General features: G+C 64.6%; 16 protein-coding genes and 1 pseudogene. 1 reads left to right on the top strand and 16 read right to left on the bottom strand.

The window, feature by feature from the left end; translation table 11 throughout:
* Window positions 1-5: 5 nt before the first annotated feature.
* The 15 genes and pseudogenes from lpxK to MO486_RS00870 all read right to left on the bottom strand — a co-directional run bounded on the left by lpxK (window position 6) and on the right by MO486_RS00870 (window position 12,937).
* Window positions 6-980, bottom strand: a complete 975-nt coding sequence (gene lpxK / locus MO486_RS00800) for a tetraacyldisaccharide 4'-kinase (protein ID WP_242903741.1) — start codon at window positions 978-980, stop codon at window positions 6-8.
* Window positions 977-2,731 (bottom strand): lipid A export permease/ATP-binding protein MsbA, encoded by a 1,755-nt coding sequence (gene msbA, locus MO486_RS00805; RefSeq protein ID WP_242903745.1) that lies wholly within the window; start codon window positions 2,729-2,731, stop codon window positions 977-979. Before msbA ends, lpxK begins: the two co-directional genes overlap by 4 nt.
* Window positions 2,728-3,150 (bottom strand): biopolymer transporter ExbD, encoded by a 423-nt coding sequence (locus tag MO486_RS00810; protein WP_242903748.1) that lies wholly within the window; start codon window positions 3,148-3,150, stop codon window positions 2,728-2,730. Before MO486_RS00810 ends, msbA begins: the two co-directional genes overlap by 4 nt.
* A 10-nt stretch (window positions 3,151-3,160) precedes the next feature.
* Entirely contained in the window at window positions 3,161-3,820 is a 660-nt protein-coding gene (locus MO486_RS00815) for a MotA/TolQ/ExbB proton channel family protein (protein ID WP_242903750.1), read from the bottom strand.
* Window positions 3,786-6,217: pseudogene (locus MO486_RS00820) on the bottom strand (DNA internalization-related competence protein ComEC/Rec2); the annotation flags it as partial. The gene MO486_RS00815 and the pseudogene MO486_RS00820, both read right to left, overlap by 35 nt.
* Before the next feature lie 2 nt (window positions 6,218-6,219).
* A complete protein-coding gene (gene lolD, locus MO486_RS00825) occupies window positions 6,220-6,930 on the bottom strand; it encodes a lipoprotein-releasing ABC transporter ATP-binding protein LolD (protein ID WP_242903753.1) in 711 nt (236 codons plus the stop codon).
* The gene (locus MO486_RS00830; RefSeq protein WP_242903755.1) at window positions 6,923-8,164 is read right to left on the bottom strand and encodes a lipoprotein-releasing ABC transporter permease subunit; all 1,242 of its coding nucleotides are present in this window, start codon (window positions 8,162-8,164) and stop codon (window positions 6,923-6,925) included. The genes lolD and MO486_RS00830 overlap by 8 nt, the downstream gene beginning before the upstream one ends.
* Window positions 8,165-8,169: 5 nt before the next feature.
* Window positions 8,170-8,523, bottom strand: coding sequence for a hypothetical protein (locus tag MO486_RS00835; protein WP_242903757.1), 354 nt, complete (start codon window positions 8,521-8,523; stop codon window positions 8,170-8,172).
* A 46-nt stretch (window positions 8,524-8,569) separates the two neighbouring features.
* Complete coding sequence (locus MO486_RS00840; protein ID WP_242903760.1) at window positions 8,570-8,818, bottom strand: succinate dehydrogenase assembly factor 2; 249 nt, start codon at window positions 8,816-8,818, stop codon at window positions 8,570-8,572.
* Window positions 8,815-9,234 carry an MAPEG family protein gene (locus MO486_RS00845; protein WP_242903762.1) on the bottom strand — a complete coding sequence of 140 codons (420 nt, stop codon included), beginning with the start codon at window positions 9,232-9,234 and terminating at the stop codon, window positions 8,815-8,817. Before MO486_RS00845 ends, MO486_RS00840 begins: the two co-directional genes overlap by 4 nt.
* A gap of 3 nt (window positions 9,235-9,237) precedes the next feature.
* Entirely contained in the window at window positions 9,238-10,023 is a 786-nt protein-coding gene (locus MO486_RS00850) for a succinate dehydrogenase iron-sulfur subunit (protein ID WP_242903765.1), read from the bottom strand.
* 119 nt (window positions 10,024-10,142) lie between these two features.
* On the bottom strand, window positions 10,143-11,933 hold the full coding sequence (gene sdhA / locus MO486_RS00855; RefSeq protein ID WP_242903767.1) for a succinate dehydrogenase flavoprotein subunit: 1,791 nt from the start codon (window positions 11,931-11,933) through the stop codon (window positions 10,143-10,145).
* 3 nt (window positions 11,934-11,936) lie between these two features.
* Window positions 11,937-12,335, bottom strand: a complete 399-nt coding sequence (gene sdhD / locus MO486_RS00860; protein WP_242903769.1) for a succinate dehydrogenase, hydrophobic membrane anchor protein — start codon at window positions 12,333-12,335, stop codon at window positions 11,937-11,939.
* Entirely contained in the window at window positions 12,332-12,721 is a 390-nt protein-coding gene (gene sdhC, locus MO486_RS00865; RefSeq protein WP_242903771.1) for a succinate dehydrogenase, cytochrome b556 subunit, read from the bottom strand. The genes sdhD and sdhC overlap by 4 nt, the downstream gene beginning before the upstream one ends.
* Window positions 12,722-12,760: 39 nt before the next feature.
* Complete coding sequence (locus tag MO486_RS00870; protein ID WP_242903773.1) at window positions 12,761-12,937, bottom strand: DUF1674 domain-containing protein; 177 nt, start codon at window positions 12,935-12,937, stop codon at window positions 12,761-12,763.
* A 27-nt stretch (window positions 12,938-12,964) separates the two neighbouring features.
* Between MO486_RS00870 and MO486_RS00875 the strand changes: the two genes are divergently transcribed.
* Complete coding sequence (locus MO486_RS00875; RefSeq protein WP_242903775.1) at window positions 12,965-13,837, top strand: folate-binding protein; 873 nt, start codon at window positions 12,965-12,967, stop codon at window positions 13,835-13,837.
* 95 nt (window positions 13,838-13,932) lie between these two features.
* Here the strand turns inward: MO486_RS00875 and MO486_RS00880 are convergent, their stop codons facing one another.
* Window positions 13,933-16,203 (bottom strand): thiamine pyrophosphate-dependent enzyme, encoded by a 2,271-nt coding sequence (locus tag MO486_RS00880; RefSeq protein ID WP_242903777.1) that lies wholly within the window; start codon window positions 16,201-16,203, stop codon window positions 13,933-13,935.
* Window positions 16,204-16,238 lie beyond the last annotated feature (35 nt).

Here is a 16,238-nt window from a genome sequence, read left to right on the forward strand (position 1 = left end):
GGCTGTTATCGATTGAGTTTGTCCAACAGCGACACCCAGAATGCCTCCGGCAACTCCGCGCGTACCGGCACGCTGTAGTGCTGGGGGTCATCGAACGCCACGCACTTCACCGCATCCTTCTCCGTCATCAACACCGGCAACTGGCTGCCGAACTCGAAATCGGCGGCGATGTAACGATGGTGGTCGGCGAAGGCGTGCGGGACCACGGCGATGCCATGCTCACGCAGCGTGGCGAAAAAACGTTCCGGATTGCCGATGCCAGCGACGGCATGCACGCGCTGTCCAGCGAACGTCGACAACGGCCGCGCACGACCACCTTGCAGGGGCTGCGCATCGCCAACCTGCAATTGCATCGACCACTCGCCGAAACCAGCCTCGCCACCGTTCACGACCCGAAAATCGCACTCCGCGGCGCGCGTGGCCGGCTCGCGCAACGGTCCGGCAGGCAACAGGCGGTGATTGCCGTAACGGCGCTGCCCGTCGATCACTTCGATCTCGACGTCGCGCGCGAGGCGGTAATGCTGCAGGCCGTCGTCGCAGACCACGAGGTCGCAGCCGGCCGCGATCAACGCCTGCGCAGCCTTGATGCGGTCGCGGTCGACCCGTACCTTCGCGCCGCTGCGGTATGCGATCAGTACAGGCTCGTCGCCGGCGACCGCAGGATCGCTATCGCGTTCGGCCCATAGGGCTTGGGCTTCATCGCCCCGCCCATAACCGCGACTGGCGACACCCGGATTCCAACCCTCCGCGCGCAATCGTTCGACCAGCGCGATCGTGAGCGGCGTCTTGCCAGTGCCGCCCACGGCGATGTTGCCGACCACGATCACCGGCACGGGTACGCGCCGCGACGGCAGGATGCCCTTGGCATACAGGCGGCGACGCATCGCGATCGCACCGGCATAGACCGATGCCAGCATGCGGGAAACCGCCGGTACCGGCGCATCGCCGAACCAATAGCCCGGCGGACGGCGGGCGGTCATGCCTCGCTCGGCTCCCGGAACTGCATGCGGTGCAGATGGGCGTACAAGCCCCCTCGCGCGAGCAGTTCAGCGTGCGTGCCCTGCTCCACCAATCGGCCCTGGTCGAGCACCAGGACCTGGTCGGCGTGCTCGATCGTGGACAATCGATGCGCGATCACCAGCGTGGTGCGATCCGGCATCAGATGATCGAGCGCATCCTGGACCAGGCGCTCGGATTCGGTGTCGAGCGCGGCGGTGGCTTCGTCGAGGATCAGGATCGGGGCGTCCTTGAGCATCGCCCGCGCAATGGCGAGGCGCTGGCGCTGGCCGCCGGACAGGCGCCCGCCGTTCTCGCCAATCGGCGTCGCCAGGCCTTGCGGCAGGCGCTCGACGAATTCCATCGCGTTGGCGCCACGCACCGCACGCTCAATCCGCTCCTCATCGGCATCGCGCAATTCGCCGTAGGCGACGTTGGCCGCAATGCTTGCATCGAACAACATCACCCGCTGGCTGACCAGGGCAATCTGCCGGCGCAGGTCGGCAAGCTTGTACTCGTCAAGCGAATGGCCATCGAGCAGGATTTGGCCGGATTCCAGTTCATAGAAACGCGGAATCAGCCGCACCAGCGTGGTCTTGCCGCTGCCCGAGCGGCCAACGATGGCGGTCACGGTACCGGGACGTGCAGTGAAACTGATGCCTGCGATCGCCGGTTGGGCCTGTCCCGGGTAACGGGCACTGACATCGCAGAACTCGATCATGCCCTTGGCGCGCTCCAGCGGGCGCGTGCCCTCGTCGCGTTCGTCCGGGCTGTCGAGCACATCGAACAGGCGCTGTGCCGAGGACACGCCACGCTGCAGTACACCTTGCACGTTGGTCAGCTGCCGCAACGGGGTGATGATCGCGATCATTGACGTCATCAACACCATGAACTCACCGGCGCTGAGGCGACCTCGGATGGCCTCGTGCCCGGCGATCAGCAGCAAGGCCGCCACGCCTACGGCCCCCATCAGCTGCACCAGCAGCGATGCCGAAGCGCGAGTGACTTCAACCTTCATGCTCAGCTTGAGATTGCGCTCCACCTGCGCGCCATAGCGCTGCAGTTCCGAAGGCTGCGCGCCGTACACTTTCACTTCCTGCTGGCCGTTGAGCGCCTCGCCCGCCGATTGCAGCATGGAGGCCGAGCCTTCCAGGATGCGATGGTTGATGCTGCGGTAACGACGTCCGACCCTGTCCATCACCCACGCCAGGATCGGTCCCAGCAGCACGATCGCGATCGTCACCCGCCAGCTCGTATAGAGCATGGCGCCAAACATGCCGACGACCTGCAGGCCTTGGCTGATCATCACCTTCGAGGCATCGACCGCCGCCTGCGCTACCTGCTCGGTGTCGGCGCCAAGTCGGGTCAGCATTGACGGCACTGATTCGTTGTCGAAACGCGAGCCTGGCTGACGCAGATACTTGCCAAGCAACAACAAGCGCAGATCCCGGGCAACACTGCGACCAGCCCGCGCCATGCCGTAATCGGTCACCAAGCCAGCGACACCGCGTGCGAGGAACAGGGCGATGATAGCCAATGGCAGCGTAAGACTGACGCTGGTGTTCTCCGCGATAAAGGTCTCGTCGATGATTGGCTTCATCATCAGCGTGAAGCCGGTACCTGCTGCCGCTTCAACGATCATGCCGAATGCGGCAAGCACCAACAACGACCGGTATGGCCGCGCATAAGCAAGCAGGCGCTTGTAGGTCGGCCAAGGGCCGCTCTGTTCGCTCACCGCCGCTGCTCCGGCGCGGTCGCAATCGACACGCGTGAAAAGCCCAGCTGTCCCAGCGCGTCGAGCGCCGTCACCACGGCCTGATGCGGGGTCCTCGCATCGGCACGAAGGAGTACCGGACGTTCGCGGTCATCGCCGGCGACGTCGCGCAGCGTCTGCTTCAGCGATTCGACATCGGTACGCAGCGCTTCGCGATCGTCGACGAAGTAGCGGCCGTCGGCGTTGACCAGCACGCTCAATGCCTTCGACTGCGCCTCGGCTGGTTCGCCGCTGGCCTGTGGCAGCTGCAGCTTCAGCACCGAGCGCGCATCGAAGGTCGTGGTGACCACGAAGAAGAAGATCAGGCACAGCACGACATCGATCAGCGGGATCAGATTGATTTCCGGCTCGTCGTCGGCGCGGTGGTCGCGGATACGCATGCAGCTGGCCCTACTCGACGCTGGTGCGGACTGGCGGCGCGGCGGGGGCGACGCGTTGCGCGGCGACGGCGCGTGGATCCATCGCATCCATCAACTGGAACGCTTCGTGCTCCATGTCCACGATGTATGCGGCGATACGGCCGCGGAAATAACGGTGGAAGGCCAGTGCGGGGATCGCCACAATCATGCCGGTCGCCGTGCACACCAGCGCCTTGCCGATACCGCTGGCGAGCTGGTTGGCATCGCCGATCCCCTGGTCGCCGATCACCAGGAACATCTGGATCATGCCGACCACGGTGCCGAACAGTCCGAGCAACGGGCCTGCGGCAGCAATCGTGCCGAGCGTGTTGAGGAATCGTTCCATCCGATGCACGAGGTGGCGACCGACGTCCTCGACGCGTTCGCGGATCTCCTCGCGCGGGCGATGGCGCACGTCGAGCGCCGCGGCGAGCAACGCACCAAGCGGCGAATTCTTCCGCAGCGAATCGACATGCGCTGGATCGAGCTTGCCGCGTCCCGCCCAGGCGCGCACCTCGCCGCCCAGTCCGGGTGGCAGCACGACCTTGCGGCGCAAGCTCCAGAAACGCTCGACGATGATCGCCAGGGCGATCGCAGACAACAGCAACAGCGGGATCATCGGCCAACCGCCCGCCCGTACCAGTTCCAGCACGCGTCAATCCTCCGGCACTTCTGGCCGTCGCAAATCCTGGCGATAGCATAGCCCAGCCGCCTCCCCGGACCGTTGCGCGGCGTCCCAGAGCCGTGGATGCGTGCGCCGACGTTGCTCCAGCGCAATGCCAGCCGCCGCCAGATGGATACGCAGCGCACCTGAATCCGCCGTATCGACGACCTCCGCACCAACCCGGCACCAGCGCGCGACCACCTGCGGCTTGGGATGGCCGAAGCGGTTCCCCGCTCCGGAGGACACCAGTGCGTGGCGTGCCCCGGTGGCGGCGATGAATTCGGCATCGGACGAGCCGCCGCTGCCGTGATGCGGCACCAGCACCACCTCGGCACGCAGGGAGGCGCGTTCACGCCGGATCAGCGCATGTTCGATCACCTCGCCGATATCCGCGGTCAGTAGCGCTGCGCCATGGGCGCTTTCCACCCGTAATACGCAACTCGCTTCGTTACCTAGATAAGGAAAATGCGCAGTGGGATGCAGGAAGCGGAAACGGACGCCATCCCACAACCAGGTTTCGCCAGCGCGGCAGGGACGCGTCGCCGGTGTCGGGCTGCCTTCGGGGGCGAATGCACTCATCACCGGAAACACACGCTGCACCGCAGGCCAACCACCGGCATGGTCGTTGTCGCCGTGACTGACCACGGCTGCATCGAGGCGGCGCACGCCGAGCGCGTGTAGTGTCGGCACCACCGCGCGCTCGCCTGCATCGAAGCCATCGCGCACCGCAGGACCCATGTCGTACAACAGATTGTGATGGGCGGTGCGCACCAGCACCGACAAGCCCTGCCCAACATCGATCACCGACAATTCAGCCTCACCGGTTCGCGGTAAATCGCGTTGCGGCCACAACAGCGGCAACCACAGCAGCAGCGCCAGCGGTTTGCCAACAACGCCGCGCGGCAGCAACAACCAGAACGCACCGAATAGCGCCAATGGCAGCGCGAACCAGCGTGATTCCGGAAGCCACCATAATGCGAGTCCGCTTTCGCCCAGCGACTCGAACAATGGCCAGGTCAGGTCGAACGCCTGCGCCGCGAACTTCCATGCCCCGGCACCAGCGCCGGCATGCACGACTTCGCAAGCGATGCCGAGCAAAGCCAGTGGCACCACGACCAGGCTCCACCATGGCACTGCAAGCAGATTCGCGAATGGCCCGGCCAGGGAAGCCTGGCCGAACAGGACCACCGTCAGCGGCAGCAGCCCAAGCGTTGCCACGCCCTGAGCCGACAGGAAATCCCTGATGACGGCAGCACGCGATGGCCGCCCTGCTGGATGCGGCAGGCACCACAGCAGCCAGGCCACGCCGAGGAAGCTGAGCCAGAAACCGGCGCCGAGGATCGCCAAAGGATCGAGCACCAGGAGCGCGATCGCCGCCAACGCCAAGGCTTCGGAGGCACGCTGCGGTCGTCGCCATAATTTGGCTGCGACCACCACCGCGATCATCGACGTGGTGCGCATGGTCGGCAACGCGAACCCGGCGACGGCGGTATAGATGATCGCGCCGCACAGAGCCGCGATCGCGGCTGCCTGCGGCCTTGGCAATCGCCGCCCCAGCATGGGTGCCAATCGCCATGCCACCGCTGCAAGCAGAGCGAAGAAGCCGGCAACCAGGCCGACATGGAAGCCGGAGATCGCGATCAAATGGGTCAGCCCGTTCGCGCGCAACAGTTCCCAATCGCGATCGTCGAGCCCACGTGTGTCACCGAGCGCCAATGCGCGTACGAAACGTGAGGAAGGTTGCGGTACCAAGGCTGCAATTCGTGTCGACATGCGCTCGCGCCAGGCATCGATCCCGCGCGGCGGCGCCAGTCGCCTTGCCAGTTCCGGGTTGCGCACATAGCCGCTCGATGCGATCCGCTGCGCCAGCGCGTACATCTCGCCATCGTTGCCGCCGGGATTGCGCAACCCACGAGGAGCGCGCAAGCGCACCTGCAGCAGCCAACGGCTGCCGGATTCGATGGGGATTCGTGCCGCAGCATCGTCTTCGTACCAGGACAGCCGCAGCAAGCGCCCGCGCAATGGTAGTGACTGCTTGGCGTCGGCATCGACGCGGAACAAGAACCGCGTGCGCCGTGGCTCGGCGACCGGTAGTTCCACGACGCGCCCGCTGATCACAGCATCGCGTTGTTCGAACGCAGCGGGAAGTTGTCGCGCCAACGTGGCTGCCGCATGCAACCCGGCCAGGCCGAAGCCCAGCAGCAACGCGCCGGCAATCCGCTTCCAACCATCGCGTTGCAACCATGAGCCGAAACCGACAGCGAAAGCCGCCGCCAGCAATGGCCACGGCAGCAATCTTGGCAGCATGAGGCAACCGCCGACACCTGCCAGCAGCGCCACTGCGACTGCGATTCCGAATGGCGGCGTCCTTGCCGCTGCTTGCATGTTCACACCTCGCTTGGTGCGAGCTCCCTGAGTTTGCCCTCGTGCAGCTCCAGCACTCGATCGAGCTTGCGCGCCAGGTCGCGGTCGTGAGTCACCAGCACCAGGCTGGTGCGTTGGGCACGGTTGAGTTCGAGCATCTGCGCAAACACATTAGCCGCGGTTTTCTCGTCGAGGTTTCCGGTCGGCTCGTCGCCGAGCACGCAGGCGGGCTGGTTGACCAGGGCGCGCGCTACCGCTGCGCGCTGGCGTTCGCCACCGGACAACTCACCCGGCTTGTGTTCGAGGCGATGGCCCAGGCCGACAGCTTCAAGCAAGGTTTGCGCGCGCTTGCGGGCGTCCGGGATCGGCGCGCCATTGAGCAGCACTGGCAGCATCACGTTTTCCAGCGCGGTGAATTCCGGCAGCAGGTGGTGGAACTGGTAGACGAAGCCAAGCGCACGATTGCGCAGGAGCCCACGCGCGGCATCCGACAGCGCCGACATCTTCTGCCCAGCGACATAGACCTCACCCGCACTCGGCACATCGAGACCACCGAGCAGGTGCAGCAGCGTACTTTTCCCGGCGCCAGACGCACCGAGGATGGCAACGGTTTCCCCGGCGTGCACGGCCAGATCCAGGCCGTCGAACACCGGTGTCCGCAGCTTGCCCTCGCTATAGGTCTTGGCGAGGCCCTCGCAATGAATCACCGCACTGCCCATCGAAACCTCATTCATAGCGCAGCGCCTCTGCCGGCGGCGTGCGCGATGCGCGCCAGGCGGGATACAAGGTCGCGAAGAACGCCATCAGCAACGCGACCGCGGCGATGATGATCACATCGCTGGTCTGCATGTCCGTCGGCAGGCCGGTGATGTAATAGACATCCTCAGGCAACAACTGCACGTTGAAGAGGCGTTCGATCGCACCAAGGATGTGCTCGAGGTTCAACGTCAGCAGAATGCCTCCGACCACCCCCAGCACGGTGCCGATTACACCAATCAGTGTGCCCTGCACCATGAATACCTGCATCACGCCGCGCGGCGTCAGGCCAAGCGTGCGCATGATCGCGATGTCGGCCTGTTTGTCGGTCACCAGCATCACCTGGGACGAGACCAGGTTGAACGCGCCCATGGCAATCAGCAGCGAGAGCAGGATCGCCATGATCGTCTTCTCCATCTTCAGCGCACGGAACATGTTGGCGTTCTCGCTGCTCCAGTCGCTGACCCGGTACGGCCCGCGCAGGCGTTCGCTCAGTTCGCGCGCCACGTCCCAGGCAAGATCCATGTCGTGGAGCTTCAGGCGTACGCCGGTGACGCCCTCGCTCATCCGCAGCAACCGTTGCGCGTCCTCCAGGTTCACCACGGCCAGGTGCGCGTCGTATTCGTTGTAGCCGGCCTCGAAGATGCCGCTGACGGTGAAGCGTTTGAGTTGCGGGATTGCGCCCATTGGCGTGGTCTGGAAATCGGTGGTGACGATCACGCTGTCGCCGATGCCGACGCCAAGCCACAGCGCCAATTCCTTGCCGAGCACGATGTTGAACTTGCCTGCCTGCAATGAATCGAGCTTGCCAGCGACCAGCTTGTCGCCCAACACCGAGACCTTACCTTCTTCGGCCGGCAACACGCCGCGTACGATCGCCGGCTGGTTGCGTGCGCCGCGCAACAGCGCTTCAGTTTCGATATAGGGCGCGGCGCCTGCCACGCGTGGATCCTTGCGCGCCTCATCGACCGCGCGAGGCCAATCCTGCAGCGGCTCGCCATAACCGCTAACCGTCGCATGCGCGGCCATCTGCAGCATGCGGTCCCGGATCTCACGCTGGAAGCCGCTCATTACTGCCAGCGTGGTAATTAGCGCAGTGACGCCAAGTGCAATGCCAAGGATGGAGGCTAGCGAAATGAAGGAAATGAAGCCGTTGCGGCGCTTCGCGCGCAGGTAGCGCAGGCCGATGGCGACGGGGATGGGTTTGAACATGCGGGTTATGTTGCCATCGAACGGGCGGGCCGCGCGGGCGAGCGCTGCATGGCGGCCAGACGCAGTTCACGTCGCGGCCCGGCAGGTAGCGTGTCCGGCCACCAGCTCAGGCGACGGCTGCGGTTGTCCGCTCCACGCCAGCACAGGAAAGCCAGCGGCCCGCGCCATTGCAGGTCCACATCGGCAAGCGCATCGCCGTCCAGCGTGATTGGACCGTCCTGTGGCCAAACCAGCTGGCGCGAAGGTCTACGTGCTGCACTTCGTGCGAGAAAAACGCCATAGCCGGTCACGAGCAAGGCCAGTGGCCACGCGAATACGCGCGGCATCCCGGACGCCAATACGGATATGGCGCCGGACATTCCCAACATCAAAAGCACGCTGATCACCCAGCGCGACGCGCGCCACTCAAGCCGGCAGGGTGCGGATGAGATCGACCAGCGATTGGAGTTCTGCATCATCGGCAGGGTCGTAACCAAGGAACCAGCGCCAGAGCCTATCGTCTTCGCAGGCCAGCAGCCGTAGGAAAACACCGCGCTCGTGCTCGGAAGCCTGCGCCCAGCGCAGGTCGAGGTAACGTTCGAACAGCTGATCCAGCTCGCGCATGCCACGGCGACAGCGCCAGCGCAGGCGGCGGAGCTCAGCGTCGTCGTTCATCCGTGTAGTAGACCGAATGCAAGCACGCCCCACAGCGTCCACAACACCAAACCACCGGCCACATAAGCCGCGAAGCGGTGCATGACCGTGTTGTACCCGCACTGAATCCAGCTGTGCGCGACCCGCAGCACCACGAACAACCAGGCGAGCGCAAGCGTGATGGCGTTGACTTGCGCGGTCAGGGCCGCGACCACCAGCGCGAGGTAGAACAGCACCGGCAGCTCGAACAGGTTGCGGAAGTTGTCGGCGGCACGCGTATCGACGAGACGCGCCGCCATCTGCGTCGAGGTGGCCACGGATTGCGGATGGATGCGTTCTCGCCGCATTTCCCCGATGCGGATGAAATACATCCGCCACCACACGGCGAAGGTCAACACGACCATCGCCAACGCCGGCAGGAAGATGGCGTGCTGCATCCCTTAGCCGCGACGCGCCAACATCAACTGTTTGATCTCGCCGATCGCCTTGGCCGGATTCAGGCCCTTCGGGCAGGTCCGCGCGCAGTTCATGATGGTGTGGCAGCGGTACAGCTTGAACGGGTCTTCGAGATCGTCCAGGCGTGCGCCGGTGTCCTCGTCTCGCGAATCGATGATCCAGCGATAAGCCTGCAGCAACACGGCCGGGCCGAGGTAACGGTCGCCGTTCCACCAGTAGCTTGGGCAGGACGTCGAGCAGCACGCGCACAGGATGCACTCGTACAGGCCGTCGAGCTTGGCGCGGTCTTCCTTCGACTGCAGCCGCTCGCGGTCCGGCGGCGCTGGCGTCTGGGTGCGAATCCACGGCTTGATCGACGCGTACTGCGCGTAGAAGTGAGTCAGGTCCGGGACCAGATCCTTGACCACCGGCATGTGCGGCAGCGGATAGATTGGCACTTCGGCCTTGGTGCAATCCGAAATAGCGCGTGTACAGGCCAGAGTATTGGTGCCATCGATGTTCATCGCGCACGAACCGCAGATGCCCTCGCGGCAGGACCGGCGGAACGTCAGCGTCGGATCGATCTCGTTCTTGATCTTGATCAACGCGTCGAGAACCATCGGCCCACAGCTGGCCAGGTCGACGTCGTAGGTGTCGACGCGCGGGTTCAAGCCGTCGTCGGGGTTCCAGCGATAGACCTTGAAGGTGCGCACCTGCTTCGCCGACGCGGGCGCCGGGAAGTGCTTGCCCTTCTGGATCTTGGAGTTCTTCGGGAGGGTGAATTCAGCCATTTGTGTCTTCCTAACCTCGCCGACATGGCGGCTTTTGTAGGAGCGGCTTTCAGCCGCGAGCTTTTTTATTTTTACAGTAAGGGTTAAATTGCTAGCGGGAGTTAGCCCCGCCTACAGGATCAATAGACGCGCGGCTTCGGCGGAACGACGTCGACGTCGCCGCTGAGCGTGTACATGTGCACCGGGCGGTAATCGATGCGGGTGTTGCCTGCATCGTCGACCCAGCACACGGTGTGCTTGTGCCAGTTGGCGTCGTCGCGTTCCGGGAAATCCTCGCGCGCATGCGCACCGCGCGACTCGGTGCGGTTCTCGGCCGAAACGATCGTCGTCAGCGCCTGGCCGAGCAGGTTCTGCAGCTCGAAGGTTTCGATCAGGTCGGAATTCCACACCAGCGAACGGTCGCTGACCTTGACGTCGGCGAACGAAGCATTGATCTCGCGGATCTTCCTGACGCCTTCGGCCAGCGTTTCGCCGGTACGGAACACCGCGGCATCGTTCTGCATCGCACGCTGCATGTTGTTGCGGATCTCGGCGGTCGACATCGAACCGTGCGCATTGCGCAACTTGTCGAGGTTGGCCAGCGATGCATCGCAGGCCGAGGCCGGCAACGGCTTGTGCGGCGCGTTCGGCTTGATCGTCTCGGCACAGCGGTTGGCGACCGCGCGGCCGAACACGACGAGGTCGAGCAGCGAGTTCGAACCGAGCCGGTTGGCGCCATGCACCGACACGCACGCGGCCTCGCCGATCGCATACAGGCCCGGCACTACGGTATCCGGATCGCCGTTATGCAGCTGCACCACTTCGCCGTGGTAGTTGGTCGGGATACCGCCCATGTTGTAGTGCACGGTCGGGATCACCGGGATCGGCTGCTTCTCGACGTCCACGCCGGCGAAGATGCGCGCACTTTCGGCGATACCCGGCAGCTTCTCGTGGATGTCCTTCGGATCGAGGTGCGTCAGGTCCAGGTGGATATGGTCCTTGTGCTCGCCGACGCCGCGGCCTTCGCGGATCTCGATGGTCATCGAACGGGAAACGACATCGCGGGACGCGAGATCCTTCGCATTCGGCGCATAACGCTCCATGAAGCGCTCGCCATTGCTGTTGCGCAGGATGCCGCCTTCGCCGCGGACGCCCTCGGTGATCAGGCACCCGGCACCGTAGATGCCGGTCGGGTGGAACTGCACGAATTCCATGTCCTGCATGCCGAGGCCTGCACGCAGTGCCATGCCGCCACCATCGCCGGTGCAGGTATGCGCCGAGGTCGCGGAGAAATAGGCGCGGCCGTAACCGCCGGTGGCCAGGACGACGCCCTGGGCACGGAACAGATGCAGCGTGCCCTCGGCCATGTCGAGTGCGAGCACGCCGCGGCAGGCGCCCTCCTCGTCCATGATCAGGTCGAGTGCGAAGTATTCAATGAAGAAGCGCGCGTCGTGCGCCAGCGACTGCTGGTACAGCGTGTGCAGGATGGCGTGGCCGGTGCGGTCGGCGGCGGCGCAGGTGCGCTGGGCGATGCCCTTGCCGTAATGCGTGGTCATGCCGCCGAACGGACGCTGGTAGATCTTGCCGTCGTCGGTGCGCGAGAACGGGACGCCCTGGTGTTCGAGCTCGATGATCGCGGGGATCGCCTCGCGGCACATGTACTCGATCGCGTCCTGGTCGCCCAGCCAGTCCGAGCCCTTGATGGTGTCGTAGAAGTGGAAGCGCCAGTCGTCCTCACCCATGTTGCCGAGCGCGGCCGAGATACCGCCCTGCGCCGCGACGGTATGCGAGCGGGTCGGGAACACCTTGGTGATGCACGCGGTCTGCAGGCCCTTCTGGGCGAGGCCGAACGTGGCGCGCAATCCGGCGCCGCCAGCGCCGACCACGATCATGTCGTACTTGTGTTCAGTGATCTTGTATGCGGTCGTCATGTTTCAGCCCAGCAGCGCGATGCGGCCGATCGCGTACAGCGACGCGAGCGCGCCGACTGCGCAAAGGAAGGTGTTGGCGAGATGCAGCGTGATCTCGGTGCCACGGGTGTGGACGTAGTCCTCGATCACCACCTGGATGCCAAGCTTGGCGTGCCAGAACAGCGCGACCGCGAAGACCGACAGGAAGATCGCGTTCCATGGCCGCGCGATCGCCGCACGCACGCTGTCGAGGTCGGCGCCGACCATCGACACCAGCAGGCCGATCAGCCATGGCACCAGGAGCGCCAACGCCACCGCGGTGACGCGCTGGATCCAGAAATGTTCCGTACCGGTCTTGCCGGAGCCCAGTCCGCGTGCGCGGGCAATCGGGGTTCTCAAATCACGAGCAGGCAGATTGCTCATGCCGCACCTCCCAACGCCACGAACCAGATCACCGCGGTCAGTACCACGGTCAGGACGGCGACGATGTAGCCGGACTTGTAGACCTCGGGAATCTCGAAGCCCCAGCCGATATCCCAGAGCAGGTGACGCAGGCCATTGAGCAGGTGGTAGACCAGCGCCAGCGAGAAACCAAACAGCAGGAACTTGCCCACGGGCGAAGCCAGGCAGGCGGCGGCGCGGGCGTACTGCTCACCGCCTGCCGCAACGGCGAGCAGCCACCAGGCCAGGCCGAATGCGCCGGCAACGAGGCCGACGCCGGTGACACGATGCAGGATCGACATCGTCATCGTGATCTGCCAGCGATAAACCTGCAGATGCGGTGACAGGGGACGTTCGCGGGTCGCCATCGGCAGCTCGTCCTTCAATGCGTTGGTATTGCTTGGACTTCAGAAATCAATGCAGCGGCCGTTCTTTTCCCAATCGCCGTAACGGGTGGGATCGAGGCCGTCGCGGCCGCCGATCTCTTTCGGCTCGGACGCCGAGGCAGCCGGTTCCGGAGTCGGAACGGAGGCCGTGTTCGGCTCGGGAGTGGGAGCGGTTTCGCCTATCATCTTGGGATTCACAACCGGTGAAGTTTAAGTCCCGCACCCATGCACGACAACCCGCAGCCTGTTTCCGGCGCCTGTTTTGCCCTGCCGGACCACCGCGTCCTGAGCCTTGAAGGCCGCGATGCCGTTGCGTTTGCGCAGGCGCAGTTCATGAACGACGTGAAGTCGCTCATGCCCGGAACCTGGCAGTGGAACGGCTGGTTGACGCCAAAAGGCCGCGTGATTGCGCTGTTCGCGCTGCTGAAAGTGGCTGAAGGCACGCTATGGCTGCTGCTGCCGGATGTCGATCCGGCCGAATTGGGGCCGAAGCTGCAGCGGTTTGTGTTCCGCAGCAAGGTGACCCTCGCTGTGCGCGACGACCTGCATGTCAGCGGTGCGTTTGAAACGCCCACGCAGGCTTCTGGCGCTCAATTTGCTGGTACAGCGGATGAGGGCCGGGAACTGGATTTCGGTGGCGACGGTGGCCCGCGTACTTTGCGTATCGCTGTCAGCGCCGGGGCTGTGGCGAATGACGCCGCCCTCGCCCGCTGGACCCTCTTCGACCTCGATCATGGGCTACCTCGCCTGCCGTCCTCGCAGGCCGAGCAATGGACGCCACAGATGTTGTCGCTCGATCGGCTGCGCGGGTACAGCGTCAAGAAAGGCTGCTATCCGGGGCAGGAGATCGTTGCCCGTACGCATTTCCTCGGTCAGGTGAAGCGTGGGCTGGGGTTGTTTGAAGGAGATGCCGCCATCACAGTCGGCAGTGAAGTGCGCGATGGCGAGCGCGCACTCGGCACGGTCATCAGCGCGGGCTCGAACGCAGGCGAACATTGCGCATTGGCGGTACTACCGCTGGAACACGAGGCTGCGGCGCTGTCCGTCGACGGCATCGCTTTGCGCAAAAAGCCGCTACTCGGCGGCCTCGCCCGCTGACTCTGAGAACGACTGTGGGAGCGACGTAAGTCGCGATCTTGAGGGGCCGATCGCGACTTACGTCGCTCCCACAATAGCCGCACCCACAATAAAGGCTAGGCCTTCGCCAACTCGTCCGCAGCCGCGATGATTTCCTCGTCCGACGGAATCACGAGGAACGCCGCACCGGCGAGCGGCGTGAACGTGTCCGCGCCGACCACGCGCTTGAACGGCCGCGCACCATAACCGCCCTCGACGATCGCGGTGATGATGCCCTCGCCCACTCCGGCGCTGCGGCGACCTTCGTCGACGATCAGGATGTGCTTGGCGTTCTTCGCCTGCTCACGGATGAAGGCATCGTTGAGCGGTACCAGCCAGCGCAAGTCGACGACGCGCACTTTCCAGCCGTGCTTCTTCTCGACCGCACGCGCGGCACGCAGGCTCATCGGCACGCCGTTGCCGAAAGTGAAGATGACGAGATCGTCGCCTTCGCCATAGACGCGGCCTTCGCCGATCGTCATCGCCTGGTCCGGCGTCGGGTATTCGGTCAGCCACTGGCCGTCGCCGGCTTCGTACAGGTCCTTGGTCATGTACAGCGCGATCGGCTCGAGGAAGGCGCAAACGCGGCCATCGACCTTGGCCAGCGCTGCGAGCGTGCGCAGCATCGTGGCAGCGTCGTCGCCGCGCGACGGGCAACCCACCACGAGGCCCGGGATATCGCGCAAGGCAGTGATCGAGTTGTCGTTGTGGAAATGTCCGCCAAAACCGCGCTGGTAACCGAGCGAGGCGATGCGCATCAGCATCGGGTTGCGGTACTGGTTGTTCGAAAAGAACTGCAGGGACGCCGCCTCGCCACGGATCTGGTCGCAGGCGTTATGGAAATAGGCCAGGTATTGGATCTCGGGCAGCGGCAGCATGCCCATGTTGGCGTAGCCTTGGGCCAGGCCAAGGATGATGGTCTCGTCGAGCAACGTGTTGAACACGCGCTTGTTGCCGAAGGCCTTATGCAGGCCTTTGGTAACCGTGTAGACGCCGCCCTTCTGCGCCACGTCTTCGCCGAACAGCAGCGCTTCCGGATACTTGCAGAACAGATCGTGCAACGCCTGGTTGATCTGGATGGCGAGATGCTTTGCTGGTTGTTTCTCAGGCAGTTTGGCTTCGCTGCCGAACGCGGCGACGCGCTTGTCGGCGTAGTCGTAACGCGTGGCTTCCGCCAGCACCTTGTCCGGCGTGTACGGTGCCAGCGGCGCCATCACGTCCTTGAGCGAATCCAGGCGCGGACGGCTGTCGGCGTCTTCGGCCGCGGCGAAGCATTTCTTCCGGGTGTCCTCGTACAACGCCAGGATTTCGTCCTTCGACATCAGGCCGGATTCGAGCGCGATCGCCGCCGAGCGCAACAGTGGATCGCTGGCTTCGACCGCACACAGCTCCTCGATCGAACGCCATTCGATCTCGAAGTCGGTACCGGCGTGGCCCATGATCCGGGTCGTGCGCAGATGCAGGAAGGTCGGGCGCCGCGTGCGACGGCAGTGTTCGACCGCTGCCTGCACCTGGCCGTAGCCTTCGGCGAGGTCGAGTCCGTCGGCGTAGAAGTAATCGAGGTCCTTGCGGTCGCGGAAGTTCTGCGCGACCCAGCCGGTCGGGGTCTTCACCGAGATGCCGATGCCATTGTCCTCGCACACGAACAGCACTGGTGCCGGAAGCTTCTGGTACGCGGTCCAGGCGGCGGCGTTGAACGCGGTCTGCGCGGTGGCGTGATTCGAACTCGCGTCGCCGAAGGAGCAGATGGCGATGCTGTCGTCCGGAATCGGCAACTGGTGGCCGATGCGGCGCGCCTGTTCGATCGCGATCGCGGTGCCCAGCGCCTTCGGCAGGTGCGAGGCGATGGTCGACGTCTGCGGCAACACCCACAGCGGCTTGGAGCCCCAGACCTTGTGGCGGCCGCCGCTGGCCGGATCGTCCTTGCTCGCGGCGAACGACAGCGCCGAATCCATGATCGGATCCATGCCCGGCAACTTGCGGAAACGTTCGGCCATGAAGCCGCCGCTGCGGTAATGCAGGAACGCCGGATCGGTGTGCCGCGTCAGGCGCGCGACCATCGCGTTGCCTTCATGGCCGCTGGAACCGATGGTGTAGAAGACCTTGTTCTGCACCCGCAGCACGCGCGCCATCAGGTCAAGGTGTCGCGAAATCAGCTGCGACGCGAACAGGTCACGGAAACCGCGCGCATCCAGTGCGCTGCCATCGACGATCGCCTCGTCCGGCGATGGCTTGGCGTCGGCGTGGCCGCCCCAGTTGCGTACGAATTCCTGGAAATTGACGTCGCAGATCTCGGCGCGGTTGACGCCTTTCATGCGCGCTGGGATCGGATTCGGCAAGGCGGACATCAGTGAACTCCGCTTCTCACTTATGAGAAGACACG

Origin of the sequence: Lysobacter sp. CFH 32150, from assembly GCF_022758295.1 — a bacterium.
Lineage (GTDB): Bacteria > Pseudomonadota > Gammaproteobacteria > Xanthomonadales > Xanthomonadaceae > CFH-32150.

Bases quoted from the DNA above. Each gene is read 5' to 3' on its own strand.
- MO486_RS00810 (WP_242903748.1), bottom strand. From the start codon at position 3,150: ATGCGTATCCGCGACCACCGCGCCGACGACGAGCCGGAAATCAATCTG.
- MO486_RS00845 (WP_242903762.1), bottom strand. From the start codon at position 9,234: ATGCAGCACGCCATCTTCCTGCCGGCGTTGGCGATGGTCGTGTTGACC.
- sdhA (WP_242903767.1), bottom strand. From the start codon at position 11,933: ATGACGACCGCATACAAGATCACTGAACACAAGTACGACATGATCGTG.
- MO486_RS00835 (WP_242903757.1), bottom strand. From the start codon at position 8,523: ATGTCCGGCGCCATATCCGTATTGGCGTCCGGGATGCCGCGCGTATTC.
- sdhC (WP_242903771.1), bottom strand. From the start codon at position 12,721: ATGGCGACCCGCGAACGTCCCCTGTCACCGCATCTGCAGGTTTATCGC.
- MO486_RS00830 (WP_242903755.1), bottom strand. From the start codon at position 8,164: ATGTTCAAACCCATCCCCGTCGCCATCGGCCTGCGCTACCTGCGCGCG.
- sdhD (WP_242903769.1), bottom strand. From the start codon at position 12,335: ATGAGCAATCTGCCTGCTCGTGATTTGAGAACCCCGATTGCCCGCGCA.
- lpxK (WP_242903741.1), bottom strand. From the start codon at position 980: ATGACCGCCCGCCGTCCGCCGGGCTATTGGTTCGGCGATGCGCCGGTA.
- MO486_RS00850 (WP_242903765.1), bottom strand. From the start codon at position 10,023: ATGGCTGAATTCACCCTCCCGAAGAACTCCAAGATCCAGAAGGGCAAG.
- lolD (WP_242903753.1), bottom strand. From the start codon at position 6,930: ATGAATGAGGTTTCGATGGGCAGTGCGGTGATTCATTGCGAGGGCCTC.
- MO486_RS00880 (WP_242903777.1), bottom strand. From the start codon at position 16,203: ATGTCCGCCTTGCCGAATCCGATCCCAGCGCGCATGAAAGGCGTCAAC.
- MO486_RS00875 (WP_242903775.1), top strand. From the start codon at position 12,965: ATGCACGACAACCCGCAGCCTGTTTCCGGCGCCTGTTTTGCCCTGCCG.
- MO486_RS00840 (WP_242903760.1), bottom strand. From the start codon at position 8,818: ATGAACGACGACGCTGAGCTCCGCCGCCTGCGCTGGCGCTGTCGCCGT.